Origin of the sequence: Rahnella sp. RFA10(1/100) (assembly GCF_004195115.1) — a bacterium.
GTDB lineage: Bacteria > Pseudomonadota > Gammaproteobacteria > Enterobacterales > Enterobacteriaceae > Rahnella > Rahnella perminowiae.
The window spans coordinates 481,721-498,833 of sequence record NZ_SEWR01000001.1; the positions used below are offsets into that span (position 1 = coordinate 481,721).

Below are 17,113 nucleotides of genomic sequence, written 5' to 3' on the forward strand. Positions count from 1 at the left end.
TGTTTTATCTGCACATTGTCAGTTATTTACTGGTATCGAGCGCCGGGAAGCTTTTCACCAGATCATCGATGGCTTTCATCTGGACCAGGAAAGGTTCCAGTTTATCCAGCGGCAATGCTGACGGACCGTCGCATTTTGCATGAGCCGGATCTTCATGAGCTTCAATGAACAGACCGGCGATGCCTACCGCCATACCGGCACGCGCCAGTTCAGCGACCTGAGCACGACGACCACCCGAAGCCGCACCGAAAGGATCACGGGTTTGCAGTGCGTGCGTCACGTCGAAGATCACCGGATGGCCGCCAGTGGCATTGATCATCACATTCATGCCCAACATGTCGACAACCAGGTTGTCATAACCAAAGTTGCTGCCGCGATCGCACAAAATCACCTGATCGTTGCCGCCTTCTTTGAATTTATCGACGATGTTACCCATCTGTCCCGGACTGACGAACTGTGGTTTTTTCACATTAATTACTGCACCGGTTTTCGCCATCGCTTCAACCAGATCGGTCTGACGCGCCAGGAAGGCCGGTAACTGAATCACATCAACCACTTCAGATACAGGCTGTGCTTGCCAGGATTCATGCACGTCGGTGATGATTTTCACGCCGAATGCTTTTTTCAGCTCCTGGAAAATTTTCATGCCTTCATCCAGGCCCGGGCCACGGTAGGAATGAATAGATGAGCGGTTGGCTTTATCGAAAGACGCCTTGAATACGTAAGGAATGCCGAGTTTCTGCGTCACAGTGACGTAATGCTCACATACACGCATCGCCATATCGCGCGATTCGAGTACATTCATTCCGCCGAACAATACAAACGGCAGATCATTGGCGACTTTGATGTCCTGAATGCTAACCACTTTATGTTTCATGCTTTGGCCTTTTTAGTGATAAATCTTTCATCCGGAAGTTACATAACGGATTGTTCTGGAACGGCATTCCGGATGTGATGTAAGGTAAGTATAAATTAGTGCAACGTGACTTGCTTGTGCTCAATCGAATGGATTTGCACTTTAATCACCTCTGAAATCGGGTCTTCCGGGCACTGCTCAACAAAATAGTTAAGATCAGAGATCGCCACATGATCGCATTCCAGCTGGGCATAAATCAGCCCGCGATCGCGGATTTCATACGGATCTTCCGGATCGAACTGCAGTACCGTTTCACTGGCGCGCAGGGCCAGTTCAAACTGTTTTTCTTCCATCAGCGCGGCTTTCAGTGTATCGAGCATTTTGCGAACGATCAGCGTGTTTTCCGCTTCTTCCAGATCGTCATCTTCTATTTCCGCCATCACGCCCAGATTCCCTTTCAGCCACACACTGAGCATATGCTCGTTGAGTGTATCGCCGTTGATCGGATTCAGCAGCCACATTTCTTCGTCAAGCCAGTCGGCACGCAAGATAAGCTGAGTGGGGAAAATTACCGGCATCAGCGGCAAACTCAGTTCATGGGCAATGTGCAGAAAAATCACACCCAGTGAAACCGGTGTACCCTGGCGTGAGGACAGTACTTTGTCGATCCAGATAGCGTCAGACAGACGATAAACGCCCCCCGCGCCACCAAAACCCCAGGTGCGGTAAAACAGTTCAATCAACACTTCGAGCTGCTGATCCTGATCAAGCTCTTCGGGAACGACGCGGCGGGCTTCATCGACCAGTGCCTGCAACTGGTGGCGAACGTCGTCCGCATTGAAATCGAAACGCACGGCTTCCGTTACTTTGATCACGCCGGTACTGAGCCGGGCGGTGTTAAATTCAAAATCAGCAAGGGTACTCATAGTTATCCCATTAGCAGCGGTATTTTTGTCAGCGCCAGTTTAAGAATCAGATACAAGCAAGCGAGCGCCAGAATAAAGGCCAGCCAGCGGGTGTTCTGGCTAACAGGTCGCTTGCTCAGAGCCACAAAACCCAGCGCGATATAGATAATAACGCCAAAAATCTTTTCGGTCAGCCAGGTTCCCTGAGGGCTGAACGGATAAAAGTGTGTGATGAAGATAAGCGAAATACCACTTAATAACAGTAAAGTATCCACCATATGCGGAACGATCTTCACCCAGCGTTTCTGCATCATAGCAGAACCCGCCCATTTCCAAAAAAATCGTAAAACAAACAATACAATACTCAGGGTTACAGTGAACAGATGCAGATACTTGATCCAGACATATGCCATGACCCGTTTCCTTTAAATTTACTTTCTTGGATTGATTTTCTTAGAATCCGCGTTAAGGGTGCCACTGTCCGAGGCTGACCCGATCGTTATCACCATAGTCTTTAATCGTCGCGATCTGCTGATAACCGGCATCGTGCAATAACGCCTGGACGTCAGCCGCCTGCTGCCAGCCATGTTCGAGCAGTAACCAGCCTCCCGGATGAAGATACGCGGGTGCAGCCTGAATAATATGCGCCAGATCAGCCAGACCGGCATTTTCTGCCACCAGCGCACTGGCGGGCTCAAAACGCACATCCCCTGCCGCCAGATGCGGATCGGCGGCATCGATGTACGGCGGATTACTGACTATCAGCGCGAAACGCTCACCGGCTACCGGTGAAAACCAGCTGCCGTGCAAAAAACACGCATTCAGGATATTTAACTTCTGCGCGTTATGTCGCGCGAGCCTGACGGCATCCGGTTGCAGATCGACACCGGTCACCTTGCAGTCAGGGCGTTCGCTGGCCAGCGCCAGTGCAACCGCGCCGGTTCCTGTGCCGAGATCCAGTATACTGACGGGTTCAGAAGGCAGACGGGCCAGTGCCTGTTCGACTAAGCATTCGGTATCAGGACGGGGAATCAATGTCGCGGGAGAGACTGACAGAGGCAACGACCAAAATTCACGCTCGCCGGTCAGATAAGCCACCGGTTCACCCTGCTCACGTCGCGCAAGCAAAGTATCCAGGCGTTGCAGTTGGTCGGCCGTCAGCGGTGTTTCACCAAAAGCCATAATAAAAGTTCTTGCCCGGCCGGTCACAAAGCCGAGCAAAATTTCAGCATCCCGCTTCGGGCTTTCACCCGCAGCAAGACGGCGGGCAGCCTCACGCAGCCAGGACTGAAAATCCATCAGTCCTGCTCAGATAACGCGGCGAGCTGATCGGCCTGATATTCCTGCACGATCGGCTGGATCAGACTGTCCAGTTTGCCTTCCATCACTTCATCCAGACGGTAAATGGTCAGATTGATGCGGTGATCAGTGACGCGCCCCTGGGGGAAGTTATAGGTACGATTACGATCTGAACGGTCACCGCTGCCAAGCAGGTTGCGGCGCGTCGAGGCTTCTTCAGCCTGACGTTTTGCCACTTCTGCCGCGCGGATACGCGCGCCCAGCACAGACATCGCTTTGGCTTTGTTTTTGTGCTGTGAACGTTCGTCCTGACATTCCACCACGATACCGGTTGGTATATGCGTAATACGAATGGCGGAATCGGTGGTGTTAACATGCTGACCGCCAGCGCCCGATGAGCGGAAAGTATCAATACGCAAATCACCCGCGTTGATTTCCGGCAGTTCAGCTTCCGGTATTTCTGGCATGACTGCGACGGTACAGGCCGATGTATGAATGCGTCCCTGAGATTCCGTTTCCGGCACACGCTGGACGCGGTGGCCGCCTGATTCAAACTTGAACTGACCATAGACGCCATCACCACTGATTTTGGCGATCACTTCTTTATAGCCACCGTGCTCGCCTTCGCTGGCGCTCACAATTTCCACCCGCCAGCGGCGCGCTTCGGCGTAACGGCTGTACATACGGAATAAATCACCGGCAAAAATAGCCGCTTCATCACCGCCGGTTCCGGCGCGAATTTCCAGGAAGCAACCGCGCTCATCATCGGGATCTTTGGGTAATAACAGAAGCTGTAGTTTTTGTTCGAGTTCTTCGATAGTCGTTTTGCAGTCTTTGATTTCTTCCTGCGCCATTTCGCGCATCTCAGGATCATCGAGCATCATTTCAGCCGCTTCTAAATCGTCCTGCGCCTGACGCCAGGCAAGGAAACATTCAGAGACGGCGGTTAACTGAGAATACTCGCGGGAAAGACTGCGGAATTTATCTTGATCGGCGATAACGCCGGCATCGCCAAGCATCGCCTGCACTTCTTCGTGGCGCTCTTGTAACGCTTCCAGTTTGGCAACAATAGAAGGCTTCATGCGTGGTGTATAACCCTGTGAGAAAAGGAGAACTATTGCTGACCCAGCCCGAGGCTGTCGCGTAAAATTTGCAAACGCTCCACGTCACCGTCGCTGGCTGCCTGTTGCAATGAACGGGTTGGCGCGTGAATAAGACGGTTTGTCAATTGGTGAGCTAATTCATGGATCACCGCTTCGACGTCAGCGCCCTGCGCAATGGCGGCCAGAGCTTTGGCCTGTGCGTCGGCGCGAATGATATCAGCACGCGAGCGATAATCACGAATAATTTCAACGGCTCCCTGCGAACGCAGCCAGGCCATGAAATTGGAACTCTCCTGCTCAACGATGGTTTCCGCCTGAACAGCCGCGGCTTTACGTTGTGCAAGATTGTTTTGAATGATGCTGTGCAGGTCATCGACACTGTACAGATAGGCGTTAGGCAGCTTACCTACTTCCGGTTCAATATCGCGCGGAACGGCAATATCCACCATCAGCATGGGTTGGTTACGGCGGGCTTTTAACGCACGTTCCACCATGCCTTTCCCGATAATGGGCAGCGGACTGGCGGTAGAACTGATGATAATGTCGGCTTCCGCCAGACGGGAATCGATATCCTGCAGGCTGATCACTTGTGCATTCACTTCGGTCGCTAGCGCCTGCGCACGTTCACGCGTCCGGTTGGCAATCATCATATGACGCACATTATGCTGATGCAGATGACGCGCGACCAGTTCGATCGTTTCACCTGCACCGACCAGCAACACGCTCACATCAGAAAGGGATTCGAAAATTTGGCGTGCCAGCGTACAGGCAGCAAACGCGACAGAAACGGCGCTGGCACCGATATCGGTTTCCGTACGCACTCGCTTGGCCACGGAGAAGGATTTCTGGAACAAACGCTCCAGTTCACCTGAAACCGCCTGCCCGTTTTGTGATTCTGCGAAGGCTTTTTTGACCTGCCCGAGAATTTGCGGCTCGCCCAGTACCAGAGAGTCCAGCCCGCTGGCAACACGCATCAGGTGGCTGACCGCTTCATTATCATGATGCCAGTACAGGCTTTTGCGCACTTCATCTTCACTCAGATGATGGTAATCGCATAACCACTTCACCAGCTGTTCCTGCAGGTTTTCCTGCTGCTCAACACTCAGGTACAGCTCAGTGCGGTTGCAGGTAGACAACACGACGCCGCCCTGCACCAGCGGTTGCTGGAGCAGACTGGAGAGCGCCTGATCGAGGGTCTCGGGTGAGAATGTTACCCGTTCACGCAGAGACACCGGGGCGGTTTTGTGATTGATACCTAATGCAAGCAGGGTCATAGGGAGAGCGATTTTCGGCTTATACTTTATAATAGTATGGGTTTACGTCTGTTGCGCATTCTACAAGATGCGCGAGATCAATAAAAGGTGAACAGCATCTTCGGTTAAATATGATGTGGGTTTATGTCTGTCCTGGGTGAAAAACCGCACAGATAGCGGCTTGCAGCATGATTTTTGGAATGTATCGCCCATACTGTTATTCCTGTTATTCATTTGCATTCAGCGCAGCATTGCCCCCCAAGAATTTTCATCGCAATGCATCATCCAAAAAAATAATTCGCCTGCACTTAAATTTGATGTTCCATCGTAAAAATAAGTTCCGTTTAATTGCTCAACCGTATCCATTCGTTATATCCATTCAATTTGAAGGGTTTTAAAATACTCTTGGTGGCTGTTGCAGGCAAGATTGTAAGGTTTGCTGACCCGCGTGTCGCGTGTCATGCCTTGAAAGATGTCATCTAAATTAAATCCTTTTACACATCAGCATTGTCCCAAAGTCTTTCAATCGCTGATCATCTGCGCAGGGTTGAGATCACCCGCCGCGCGGGCTGTGCTAAACTGACGCTCGCCACATTTGTCCTGGTAACTCATTTCGCCAAAGCACAAAGGATTTAATCGGTTATGCCAATGCGTAAAGCACATTTCGTTCGCCTTCTTCCTCTTGCAAGTTTAGTTCTTGCCGCCTGTTCCATAAATGCACCCAAAGGCCCGGCAACCAGCCCGACCTCTGCGCAATGGCGTGAGCATGAAGCTCAGGTTAAACAGCTTGAGCATTATCAGACCCGTGGCTCTTTCGCTTATCTTTCCGATAAGCAAAAAGTTTATGCGCGCTTCTTCTGGCAACAATATTCCCCGGACAGCTATCGTCTGTTGCTGACCAATCCGCTGGGCAGTACGGAAATGGAATTGAAAGTGCAAAGCGGGATTGCGCAGCTGACTAACAATGAAGGCAAGCATTACACCAGTGATAATCCGGATGACATGATCCAGAAGCTGACCGGTATGTCGATTCCGCTGGCTAATCTGCGTTTGTGGATGCTCGGTTTGCCAGGTGACGGCACCGATTTCACACTCGACAGCCAGTACCGCCTGTCACAAGTTAAGTTCACGCAGAACGGAAAACCGGGTACCGTGGTGTATCAGAGTTATGATGAAGATGCCAAACCGTCCCTCCCGCAACGTCTGGAAATGACTCAGGGCGAACAACGTATCAAGCTCAAAATGGATAACTGGACGCTAAACTGATATGACGCAGCAATGGTGGCCTTCTCCGGCTAAACTCAATTTGTTTCTTTATATCACCGGACAGCGTCCGGATGGCTACCATAATCTGCAGACCCTGTTTCAGTTTGTAGATTACGGTGACAGCCTGAGTTTTAACGTCCGCGCCGACGGCAATATCGTGCTGGCCACACCTGTTGAAGGCGTGGCGGATGCAGACAATCTGGTGACACGTGCCGCACGTCTTTTGCAACAGCACACGGGCACGTCTCAGGGCGCAGACATTACATTGCAAAAACGTATTCCGATGGGGGGCGGTCTGGGGGGGGGGTCTTCCAATGCCGCCACCGTGCTGGTGGCACTGAATGCAATTTGGAACTGCGGCCTTTCCGATCCTCAACTGGCTCAAATAGGGGTGACGCTGGGCGCGGATGTGCCCGTCTTTGTGATGGGCCATGCTGCGTTTGCTGAAGGCATCGGCGAGATCTTACAGCCGGTCGAACCGGCAGAAAAATGGTATCTGATTGCACATCCGGGTGTCAGTATTCCGACGCCGGTAATTTTTGGTGATCCTGATCTGACCAGAAATACACCAAAACGCACTGTTAATGTGCTTTTGGACACGCCTTACGCAAATGATTGCGAACCGATTGCGAGAAAACGTTTTTACGAGGTTGAACAGCTACTTTCTTGGCTGTTAGAATACGCGCCGTCGCGACTGACCGGAACCGGTGCCTGTGTGTTTGCAGAATTCAACACCGAATCTGCCGCCCGTCATGTTTTAGATAAAACACCGTCGTGGAGTCGGGGTTTTGTCGCACAAGGTGTTAATGTATCGCCATTACACCGTTTTCGTGACGTCTGGTTGAGAACTGCGGGCAAAGCGTAGAGAGTCACAGAGATTTTGTGTCTGTTCTTTGCCAGCCAATTATTCAACAGATTTAAGTAGTAAGATTTAGAAGTATCGTGAGCATAATGCTTTGGTACCGCTCACCGCCCGGTGGTGCCAAAAGCCAATGTCTTCCCTGGACGCAAGCCTGAGGTTCTTCTCGTGCCTGATATGAAGCTTTTTGCTGGTAACGCCACCCCGGAACTAGCACAACGTATTGCCAACCGTTTATACACCAGCCTTGGTGACGCCGCCGTCAGTCGTTTCAGCGACGGCGAAGTAAGCGTGCAAATTAACGAAAATGTACGTGGCGGAGATATTTTCATTATCCAGTCCACCTGCGCGCCTACTAACGATAACCTGATGGAACTGGTGGTCATGGTTGATGCCTTACGCCGCGCCTCCGCTGGTCGTATCACCGCCGTTATCCCTTACTTCGGCTATGCACGTCAGGATCGCCGGGTGCGTTCTGCCCGTGTGCCTATTACCGCTAAAGTTGTGGCTGATTTTCTGTCCAGCGTTGGCGTTGACCGTGTTCTGACTGTAGACCTGCATGCAGAGCAAATTCAGGGTTTCTTCGATGTGCCTGTAGACAACGTTTTCGGCAGCCCTATCCTGCTCGAAGATATGCTGCAACAGAACCTGGAAAACCCGATTGTTGTTTCTCCGGACATCGGCGGTGTTGTCCGCGCCCGTGCCGTGGCAAAACTGCTGAACGACACTGATATGGCTATTATTGATAAACGTCGTCCACGCGCAAACGTTTCTCAGGTAATGCACATTATTGGTGATGTCGCCGGTCGTGACTGTGTACTGGTTGATGACATGATCGATACCGGTGGCACGCTGTGTAAAGCGGCTGAAGCACTGAAAGAACGCGGTGCTAAACGCGTGTTCGCGTATGCCACTCACCCGATCTTCTCCGGAAATGCAGTAGAAAACATCAAAAACTCCGTGATCGACGAAGTGATTGTATGTGACACCATCCCGCTGTCCGCAGAAATCCGTGCACTGAAAAAAGTACGTACCCTGACCCTGTCAGGCATGCTGGCTGAGGCTATCCGCCGCATCAGCAATGAAGAATCCATTTCTGCAATGTTCGAGCATTAATCATCATGCCCCTGTGTTCAGGGGGCATTTTGCTTTTGCAGAACCTGAAATGCAAAAACCGTTATCGCGAAAGCGACAACGGTTTTTTTATGACCCGGAACATCAGAACATTCTCTGATACACTCAGGAATGACGGTGTGATTTACCGTTCGTGCAGCGGGAATCGAAATGACGCACCCACCAGTACCTGTCTGCAACACGCTCTTGCCCACCGACTCTGGCACCGGCCAGCCATAAAATAGCACCGATAAAGATACTCCCAATGGCTCCGTGGGCCAGAAATTGCGGTAACCCCAGTTCAGGCATCTGATTCAGGATAGAATAACCAACACCACCGACCATTGTGAGCAAACCGAGTCCCATCAGGCCATTGCCGATTATTGTTGCGGTTTTACGTTTCATAAGTCACCTCCGGTTGTCGATAGTCTTAGCATCATTGCTGTCTTGTCTTTTCCTGCCTTTAACTATAGACGTCCCATCCGGTTCACTTTGCGGTCATGATCACAGACAGAGCATATTGAATGACAAATCTTTACGTTTTCCAGACAGATACGTTCGAAAGGTTAATAGTCAGCGCCATGAACTATTCAGTTTCTGATGCATCGGCAGGAATTAACGCTGCCAGGTGTTTGGCACAACCACCAGCGACAGGTAAACTAGCCCGCTACACCTCACCGGATTAAAGAAGCGAACATCGTGAGCAGCATTAAATTGATCGTTGGGCTGGCCAATCCCGGCGCAGAGTACGCCCAGACCCGCCATAACGCCGGCGCCTGGTACGTCGACCTTCTCGCCCGTCAGCACAATCAGCAACTGAAAGAAGAAAGTAAGTTTTTTGGTTACACCGCCCGACTGTCACTGGCAGGTCAGGATGTCCGGCTGCTGGTGCCGACCACCTTTATGAACCTCAGCGGTAAAGCAGTTCTGGCGATGGCTCAGTTTTATCGCATTGAGCCGGATGAAATTCTGGTGGCACATGATGAGCTGGATATCCCACCCGGTATGGCGAAAATCAAACTGGGTGGCGGCAATGGTGGCCATAACGGCCTGAAAGATATTCAGAGTAAATTCGGCAATAACCCGAACTTTTACCGTCTGCGTATCGGTATCGGTCATCCTGGCGATAAAAGTAAAGTGGTAGGATTTGTGCTGGGTAAGCCACCGGCCAGCGAACAGAAGCTAATCGACGATGCGATTGATGAATCACTGCGCTGTACTGAGTTGCTGATGAAAGAAGGTTTGGAAAAAACCATGCGTCGGTTACATACTTTTAAAGCAGAGCTTTAAACACCACTTTGCGATCAGTACTGACGATAACGGGCGCAAATGTTTGCGCCCGTTTTACTTTCCATTAATTTATCTAAAGTGGTTCGTCAAAACGCAGCAAACGTCCGGCATTGCCCAGCACCAGCAAGGTACTCAGATTATGCAGCAGTGCCGCAATCAGCACACCGCCTACGCCCAGTAAACCGGTGGCGGCAGCCGCCATCACTAACAACGTCCAGCCCAGCCCGATGAACACATTGATTTTGAGCGTTTTACGGCACGCCCGGCTCAGGCGGACACAGGTGCCGAGACGACGCAAATCACTGCCAATCAGCACCACATCGGCGGAGGCCAGCGCAATATCGCTACCGCCCGCGCCCATCGCAATGCCGACAACGCCTGCTTTTAACGCCAGAGAATCATTTATGCCGTCACCGACCACCATCGGCCGGAATCCTTGCGCAATTTCCGCTGATACCTGATGCAGTTTATCTTCCGGTAAGGCCTGCGCGACCACATCACTGATGCCCAGCTCACTGGCAATACGCTCAGCCACACTGGCGCGGTCACCGGTTAGCAGAAGCTGTCGTTGCAGCCCCAACTGACGCAGTTCGGTTAAGGCGGTTAGTGCCTCAGGCCGTAAAGAATCTGACAGAAGTAACCAGCCGAGAAAACGCCCGTTTAGCGCCAGCCCGACCAGCGGTCCGTCATGCTCAGGTTCGGCAGTCACCGGGATAGCATTCCGGCTGAAAAATGCCGGACGCCCTAACAGGGCCTCGCCTTGCGCCGTTCGCGCACGCACTCCCATCCCCTGTTGTTCTGATATATCTTCCAGCGGCAAGTATTGTTCACGCGGCAGTAACTTCGCCAGCGCACGGCTGACCGGATGGCTGCTCGCGGCACCGAGACTGGCTGCCAGACAGAGCACAGCGTCAGAAGATTCCTGTCCGGCCAGAACCGTACGCTGCAAATGCAATTCACCGTGCGTCAGCGTGCCGGTTTTATCGACCACGATGGCATTCAGATCCGCCAGTTCCTCAAGAAATGCCGAGCTGCGGATCAGAATGCCGTGACGCGCGGCCACAGCGATACCGGCTATTGCCGTCGCGGGTGCGGAAAGCACCAGCGCGCAGGGGCATGCTGCCACCAGCACCGCCAGCATGGAATGGGCATCCTGCGTGACGAACCAGGTCGCGGCGGCAATCAGCAGAATAAGCACCAGGTATTGCCCGGCATAACGCTCAAGCAAACGGGTGATCGGCGGTTTGGCATGCTCCGCTTTTTGCATCAACGCAATCACTTTTCCGAGCGTAGCATCCGCACCGGTGCGCGTGACTTCAACGCAAAGCAATCCGTCGAGATTAATGGCACCGCCGAACACATCGTCACCCACGCGGGCTTCCTGTGGTACTGATTCTCCGGTGATCGGTGCGGTATCGAGGCTGGCGCTGCCCGTTAACACGCGGCCATCGGCGGGTAACCGGTCACCGGCGCGCACTTCAATCCGGTCACCGGTTCGCAACCGGTGGTTATCGATTTCCTCAATCTCACCGCCGGGCAACATCCGCCGGGCGCGGCTGCGGGTCAGATGGCTGAGTGCATTGATGGCTTCCTGCGAACCGATAACGCTGCGCTCTTCTAGAATATGACCCAAAATCATAATGCCCGGTAACAGTGCCGCGGTCATCAGATCACCCGTAGCCCAGGCCCCCAACATCGCCAGCGCAATCAGCTGATCGGTAACGCCATGCAGGCTGGGGCTGCGTAAACTGTACAGGGCCGAGCGCAGCACCGGAACCGCCACCAGCAGTGACGCCACACCAAATAAAATTTGCCCGATGTCACTTTGCTGCGCAAACAACCACTGCCAGATCCAGCCGCACAGCAACAGACCAAACGCCGCCATTGCCAGAAGTAACTGCACCGCCATGTTTCGTTGCTCATGACGCGTTAACAGCACACTTTTTGCCGGCGATGTTTGCGGTTCTTCAGAAGAAAAAGAAGTCACAGGAGCAATACCTCAGGGTTGAGATGATGGACGGTCTGGCCCCGGCAGGATCAGATGCGCGTCGTCATGGGGATCAACAGCCGTGACGCTGCCGGCATGGGCGAGGATCCCCGGCATCCGTTCACGCCATAAACGCCACAGCAATTCAGGCGAGTGGTCGTTAGCCAGTTGTACAATGGTTGCTGTATCCGTTGAGGCGCGCGCGATCTGCTCGCTGGCTTTGGCATGGGAAACCTGCACGGCACGATCTGCCGACTGAACCGCCTCCTGATGAACATGTGCGGCCTCGTTACGGGCAGTGGCGATGTTCTGTTCCGCTTGCTGGCTGGCCGTCAGTACGGCATTAAAGGCATCAACCGCCGCCGGTGGCAGTGAAGATTGCACATCAACGCGACGGACTTCGATCCCCGGGCTACTGCCCGCCGCCGTCAGCGCGGCAAGTTGCTGATTAATTGCCTGACGTAAATCACCACGCAGCCGCTCACGGCGTTCTGCAACAGAGATGCCGTTACTCACCATTTCAGGCCGGGCGACCAGAATGGTATCCAGATCACGGGAAGCACAAATCGCGACCGCCGCATGCTCAGTTAAACGATCCAGGGCCGGTAACACATGTTCCCCTTGCAACACAAACGCGACCGGATCGGTTATCACGTAATATACCTGCACATCCAGCTGAACCACGCCGGAATCGCCGGTCAGTAAATACCCCGCACCTGCGACAGCATCATTTTTCTCACCGCCGGTATTGGTCCAGGCAGGCACAATATTCTCTCTGAGCAAAGCCGTAACGTGATGTTCGATCACCCGGTCGGCGGCAGGCAAAATTTCAACATGTTCCAGCGGTTCCGGCCACGCCAGCAACAACCCGGCCCCCGCCGTACGCGAAACAGCCCCGAAGCGCATCACCACCGCGCGCTTATCCGGTGCTATCTGCCGGACATTAGAGAACAGCCAGTTTGCGGCCGCAATCAGCGTCATGGCAAACAGCGCCAGGTAGGCCATACGCCCTGCCTGAAACCACGCATTTCCGTGAAAACGGGACAGCGGATTCATGGCGGCGTCCCGTTACTGGCGGCAGGTAATGACGGCGGGCCTTCCACCAGTTGCCGGAACGGTGCCGCATCAGTGCGCAATATCAGCTGAGTGCCTGGCGTGATCACGTTGTTGAGCGTGTCCAGCGATCGCAGCAGATCGTACAATTCGGGGTTACCGGCCCGGGCTTTGGCGTATATTGCCGTGCTCTCCAACTGCGCCTGCGCCTCAATATTGGCCGCGCTGACCAATGCATCGGCCTTAATCACGCGGGCATCGCGCTCAGCGGATGAGCGGATTTCTGCCGCCTGACGCTTGCCTTCAGCAGACCGCTCGGTGGCAATGGTTTCGCGTTCTGCCCGCATACGATCTACCGTGGCATCTAAGGTGACCGACGGCAATGTCAGGCGTTCAACGCCGACCTGCACCAGTTCGATGCCGTAGCTGTCAAGCAACTGACGGGCAATCTGATCATGCAAATGCTGTTCGAAGCCGGAAAGGCGGATTTTGCCGGCGTCTGTGTTCACCAGATCAGCCAGCGCAAAACCGCTGGTGGTGGTTTCCAGCGCCGAGCCGATAAAGGTGCGTATCTGCGCGGCGGCGATATCCGGCTGATTTTGTACCGCACGGATAAAACGCTGTACATGTTGGGAATCGTTTTTCACCTGCCAGACGGTATAAGCCTGCACGATGATCCGTAGCCCGTCACGCGTGCCGACATCCTGCAAGCCACTGGACGTTGTACGGATACGTAAATCCACCGGGATCGCCGTTTCCAGCGGCACCGGCAGATGCCACGCCAGCCCGGGTTGCAGCAGTACACGCACCGGATTACCAAAGCGTGTAATTACCATCGCCTCACCGGAACGCACCTGTACCAGACAGGCTGTGGCGGCAATCAGCGCCACCAGGACAACGGCAATCGTGACCCGCCGCCAGAGTCCGGGGGTTGCAGGCCCGGAATGATGATGGTGATGATGTCCGGCGCCGTGATGATGCCCACCATGTGCGTCATGATCATGTCCGTGGACTTCAGGTTGTGGGGAATCAGTCACCGGGTAGTCTCCGCTTTAACAGAATGCGCCGCTTTATCCGCTGCGGGCGTAAATGGCAGGGTAAAACTTCTCAGATCCAACACCGGTGGCGTTCCGCCGCTGATACGATGATCGATAATCAACACCTTCGGATGCTGCTGCATTGCCAGCGCCAGCTGACTGAAATAACGCCCGGTCAGGAACGACTGCCCGCCGGCCTGATATGCCTGATTTTCTGCGTTGAAGCGCAGCGCCATGATCTGCGCCTGATCGCGATTTTCGTCATTTTTGGCGCTGGCGGCATCCAGCGCCAGACGGGCAAATTGCTGTGCCGCATTCAGTTGCTGTGCGGCTTGCCCTTTCTCACCGGCAATCGCGCTTTGCGCCAATATTTGTGCCGCCTGTACGCCATGATAAGCATCCGCCGCACCTGCAGGCGGATGGATCGATTCAATCACTGTGGCCAGCAATTCCACGCCACTGTTGAGATGATCAAGCTGACTCTGCACTTTCCGGCCAATGTCAGCGGCAAGGCGTGTCTGTTCGCTACCCAGCAGACTGTCGAGTGTGCGCGAAGAAAAATCATGTACCAGTACCTGATTGGCGATACTGCGGATCAGCACCGGTATATTTGCGGTGTGATAAAGGCTTGCCATGGCAGCATCATCGTTCATGGCGACCCGGTATACGAAGCGCACGTCCATGTCCATGATTTGGAAACTTTGCCGGTCGTTCGCGGCGCTGGCGATAATTTGGGATTTGTCGCTGCTGTGGCCGGAGTCCCACAGACGGTTGGCACTTTCCGGCGCCGGACCTTCGGCGGTGTCAGCCACCGTGACGGATGCGAGCGTCGCAGCGTCTTCTGACCCCGTGGTAAGTTCATGCACCTCACCGTTATCGACCAACAGCGTGCGGCCAAAAGGCCATGGCAGCCCGGTATGCAAACCCGGTTGCCTGACTGCCACCGGTTTACCGAAGGATTCATAGATCCCACGCTGGGTCAGTGGCACCTCGCTGATGCCCGTCAGCAGCCAGCCGGTCAGTAACAAAATTGCGGCCAGAGGTAACAGCGCACGGCGCATAAAATGAAATGCCCAAATCTGACGAAGATCGATACCAAAATGCTGATGCAGTTCGTTTTGCACAAACTGTAACGGACGCGGCGGCCAGCAAATTTGTGCAGCCAGCAGACTGCCCGCAATAAACTCAGGTTCTTTACCCTCCCGCAGCGGCGAAAACATCGCCATCAGCGCCCGCAGGACAAGCTCCAGCGCCACCAGTCCCGGTAACAATCCGGTAAACATCAGCAGATGCGCCGGCCACACCGAAGCACCATGGGCAAACATCAGCGCTAATGCACTCAGCAAAAAAACGCCAATCAGCATACGCAATATTGGCGCGAGTTTTGCCGCTTCCGGCCATTCCAGCGGGCTTTTAAGCGTCCAGTGACGCTCCAGAACCAGCACCGCAAAAGCGCAAAGAATGAATACCGTACCGGCAAAATACCCCGCAGCACCGGCGTCATTTGCCGGTAACGGTAATCGCCACAATAATGCGATAAGTAATAGTGCCGCTAACGCGGGAAATGCCTGAAAGAACACCTGCGCGTTGACATAACGTAAAACCGGGCGTATCCATGACCGGGACGCCAGGCGTTGAGAAAATCCGGAAGAGGTATGTGGTGTGATGGTTTCAGCCGCCATGTCAATGGCAGGCGCAAACTGTTGCTCACGCCAGCGACTGATGCGCCTCGCGCATTGCAGAGAGGCCGCACAAACCCACATCGCGGCCATGATATTGCCGGTCACCCACGGCCAGACCGATTCCGGTGATACCAGATAAAACATCAGCAATATCAGGTACATCAGGCTGCTGATCACCATGATGGCGTTCATCAGCCCGCTCAGCCAATGTGTGTGGGAGGCGGCTGACTGAAAGCGCAGTGGTTTACTGTTGTTATCAGTCCCGGATGCCTTATCTGTGCTCATGTCCGCTCCGGCAAAGGAAAAAAAACCGCAGAACAGGCCTGAAACCTGTTAATGCGAAATTGACCGGTCGTAACGGTATAACATTACAGAATTTTCAGCGATATGAATTTGGCCGTTTTTTGCCATGAATTGTAAGCGTTTATCTTAAAAGTATGCGGACAGGCAGGCCTGCCCGCTGTCAGCGGTTTGACATCTGCGAGGCCAGGGAATGACACCCACAGATCTTCACCGGAGGCTCCGTTAATCTCTGCATTACTGACTAACGACAATCTGCCCGGAGAAATAAAAACGACCGTATAGGTTGTAAAGTATTGCCTCTATTTCTTTATTAGGATCTCTGCCATCTATGCGATATAACCCATAATTAGGATCAAGAAAATAAGTCAGAATCTCACTCATTCTTATAGCAGCGGTAACATGAAGGTTCTGATTTTCCCTGAGAAGATCAACAGATATGATCACCCCTTGTTTCGTAGATGAGTATGCATTCTCAACATCCAGCCCTTTAATATCCCTGTAATAAGTAAGTGGGTATTCTCTGTAGTATAACCCCGGGACATTGCGTTTAATTTCATTTATTCGTTGTTTTTTGTCCTTGTAAGCGGCTAAGAATTTCAAATGGGACTCTTTACCACCTGATAATACGTAGGCACGAATTCTGTCCATATAATGCGTCTGTTTTCTTGTTGAACGCTCAAATAAGACTTGCAGTGCTGCCTCATCAACATCTTTCGGGAAAACAGACTTTTGTAAGCATTTTTCAGCACTCTGACCCATGGGGCTTTTTAAAACATCGCCAAGCCATGTCAGCACCATTCCCATACACGCGCCTTTAGTTCCAATCTTATCCGCATACCGAACATAAGCTGGCATAATATTACTTATTAATCTATACATAGATCATCCTTAACTTCCCTTCCATTTAAACGAGTTTAATCTGTTAACAGCGAAAGCTATTCACCACCCCGCTGAATGACCAGGATATGAAAACCATACGCTTTTTATATAACAATCAATGATTAATAACTATTAAATATGATTCAGAGTATACCGTTCGGAAAATGAGATGATTATAGTAAAGTGTAAAAATAAAATAGATAACTGAATTTATAATTTCAAATTCAG

16 protein-coding genes and 1 pseudogene are annotated in these 17,113 nt (G+C 52.7%); 4 read left to right on the plus strand and 13 right to left on the minus strand.

Annotated elements, in window-relative coordinates; all coding sequences use genetic code 11:
• Positions 1-22: 22 nt before the first annotated feature.
• The 7 genes and pseudogenes from kdsA to ETV65_RS25295 form a co-directional block, all read right to left on the minus strand.
• Positions 23-877: a 3-deoxy-8-phosphooctulonate synthase gene (gene kdsA / locus ETV65_RS02040; protein ID WP_015689950.1), complete on the minus strand. Its 855-nt coding sequence runs from the start codon at positions 875-877 to the stop codon at positions 23-25.
• Positions 878-972: 95 nt separating this feature from the next.
• Positions 973-1,782 (minus strand): invasion regulator SirB1, encoded by an 810-nt coding sequence (gene sirB1, locus ETV65_RS02045; RefSeq protein ID WP_129951338.1) that lies wholly within the window; start codon positions 1,780-1,782, stop codon positions 973-975.
• A 2-nt stretch (positions 1,783-1,784) separates the two neighbouring features.
• Complete coding sequence (locus tag ETV65_RS02050) at positions 1,785-2,174, minus strand: SirB2 family protein (protein WP_129951339.1); 390 nt, start codon at positions 2,172-2,174, stop codon at positions 1,785-1,787.
• 52 nt (positions 2,175-2,226) lie between these two features.
• Positions 2,227-3,060 carry a peptide chain release factor N(5)-glutamine methyltransferase gene (prmC, locus tag ETV65_RS02055; protein WP_129951340.1) on the minus strand — a complete coding sequence of 278 codons (834 nt, stop codon included), beginning with the start codon at positions 3,058-3,060 and terminating at the stop codon, positions 2,227-2,229.
• Positions 3,060-4,142, minus strand: a complete 1,083-nt coding sequence (gene prfA / locus ETV65_RS02060; RefSeq protein ID WP_129951341.1) for a peptide chain release factor 1 — start codon at positions 4,140-4,142, stop codon at positions 3,060-3,062. The genes prmC and prfA overlap by 1 nt, the downstream gene beginning before the upstream one ends.
• A gap of 32 nt (positions 4,143-4,174) precedes the next feature.
• Positions 4,175-5,437, minus strand: a complete 1,263-nt coding sequence (gene hemA, locus ETV65_RS02065) for a glutamyl-tRNA reductase (RefSeq protein ID WP_129951342.1) — start codon at positions 5,435-5,437, stop codon at positions 4,175-4,177.
• A 258-nt stretch (positions 5,438-5,695) separates the two neighbouring features.
• A pseudogene (locus tag ETV65_RS25295) lies at positions 5,696-5,782 on the minus strand (STM2901 family protein); the annotation flags it as partial.
• A gap of 276 nt (positions 5,783-6,058) precedes the next feature.
• Between ETV65_RS25295 and lolB the strand changes: the two are divergent.
• From lolB to prs, 3 genes are all read left to right on the plus strand, one after another.
• On the plus strand, positions 6,059-6,682 hold the full coding sequence (gene lolB, locus ETV65_RS02070) for a lipoprotein insertase outer membrane protein LolB (RefSeq protein WP_129951343.1): 624 nt from the start codon (positions 6,059-6,061) through the stop codon (positions 6,680-6,682).
• A 1-nt stretch (position 6,683) separates the two neighbouring features.
• Positions 6,684-7,547: a 4-(cytidine 5'-diphospho)-2-C-methyl-D-erythritol kinase gene (gene ispE, locus ETV65_RS02075; protein WP_129951344.1), complete on the plus strand. Its 864-nt coding sequence runs from the start codon at positions 6,684-6,686 to the stop codon at positions 7,545-7,547.
• 162 nt (positions 7,548-7,709) lie between these two features.
• The gene (prs, locus tag ETV65_RS02080; RefSeq protein ID WP_013575591.1) at positions 7,710-8,657 is read left to right on the plus strand and encodes a ribose-phosphate diphosphokinase; all 948 of its coding nucleotides are present in this window, start codon (positions 7,710-7,712) and stop codon (positions 8,655-8,657) included.
• Positions 8,658-8,780: 123 nt separating this feature from the next.
• Here the strand turns inward: prs and ychH are convergent, their stop codons facing one another.
• Positions 8,781-9,059, minus strand: coding sequence for a stress-induced protein YchH (gene ychH / locus ETV65_RS02085; protein WP_129951345.1), 279 nt, complete (start codon positions 9,057-9,059; stop codon positions 8,781-8,783).
• 294 nt (positions 9,060-9,353) lie between these two features.
• Here ychH and pth point away from each other — a divergent pair, with 294 nt between their 5' ends.
• Positions 9,354-9,944, plus strand: coding sequence for an aminoacyl-tRNA hydrolase (pth, locus tag ETV65_RS02090; RefSeq protein WP_037034067.1), 591 nt, complete (start codon positions 9,354-9,356; stop codon positions 9,942-9,944).
• A 73-nt stretch (positions 9,945-10,017) separates the two neighbouring features.
• On the opposite strand, the gene ETV65_RS02095 is transcribed toward pth, so the two are convergent.
• The 5 genes from ETV65_RS02095 to ETV65_RS02115 form a co-directional block, all read right to left on the minus strand.
• Positions 10,018-11,931, minus strand: a complete 1,914-nt coding sequence (locus ETV65_RS02095) for a cation-translocating P-type ATPase (protein WP_129951346.1) — start codon at positions 11,929-11,931, stop codon at positions 10,018-10,020.
• Positions 11,932-11,943: 12 nt separating this feature from the next.
• The gene (locus ETV65_RS02100) at positions 11,944-12,987 is read right to left on the minus strand and encodes a protease modulator HflK (protein ID WP_129951347.1); all 1,044 of its coding nucleotides are present in this window, start codon (positions 12,985-12,987) and stop codon (positions 11,944-11,946) included.
• Positions 12,984-14,021: a protease modulator HflC gene (locus tag ETV65_RS02105; protein WP_129951348.1), complete on the minus strand. Its 1,038-nt coding sequence runs from the start codon at positions 14,019-14,021 to the stop codon at positions 12,984-12,986. Before ETV65_RS02105 ends, ETV65_RS02100 begins: the two co-directional genes overlap by 4 nt.
• Positions 14,018-15,988 (minus strand): SPFH domain-containing protein, encoded by a 1,971-nt coding sequence (locus ETV65_RS02110; RefSeq protein WP_129951349.1) that lies wholly within the window; start codon positions 15,986-15,988, stop codon positions 14,018-14,020. Before ETV65_RS02110 ends, ETV65_RS02105 begins: the two co-directional genes overlap by 4 nt.
• A 252-nt stretch (positions 15,989-16,240) precedes the next feature.
• The gene (locus ETV65_RS02115) at positions 16,241-16,885 is read right to left on the minus strand and encodes a hypothetical protein (RefSeq protein ID WP_129951350.1); all 645 of its coding nucleotides are present in this window, start codon (positions 16,883-16,885) and stop codon (positions 16,241-16,243) included.
• Positions 16,886-17,113: the final 228 nt, after the last annotated feature.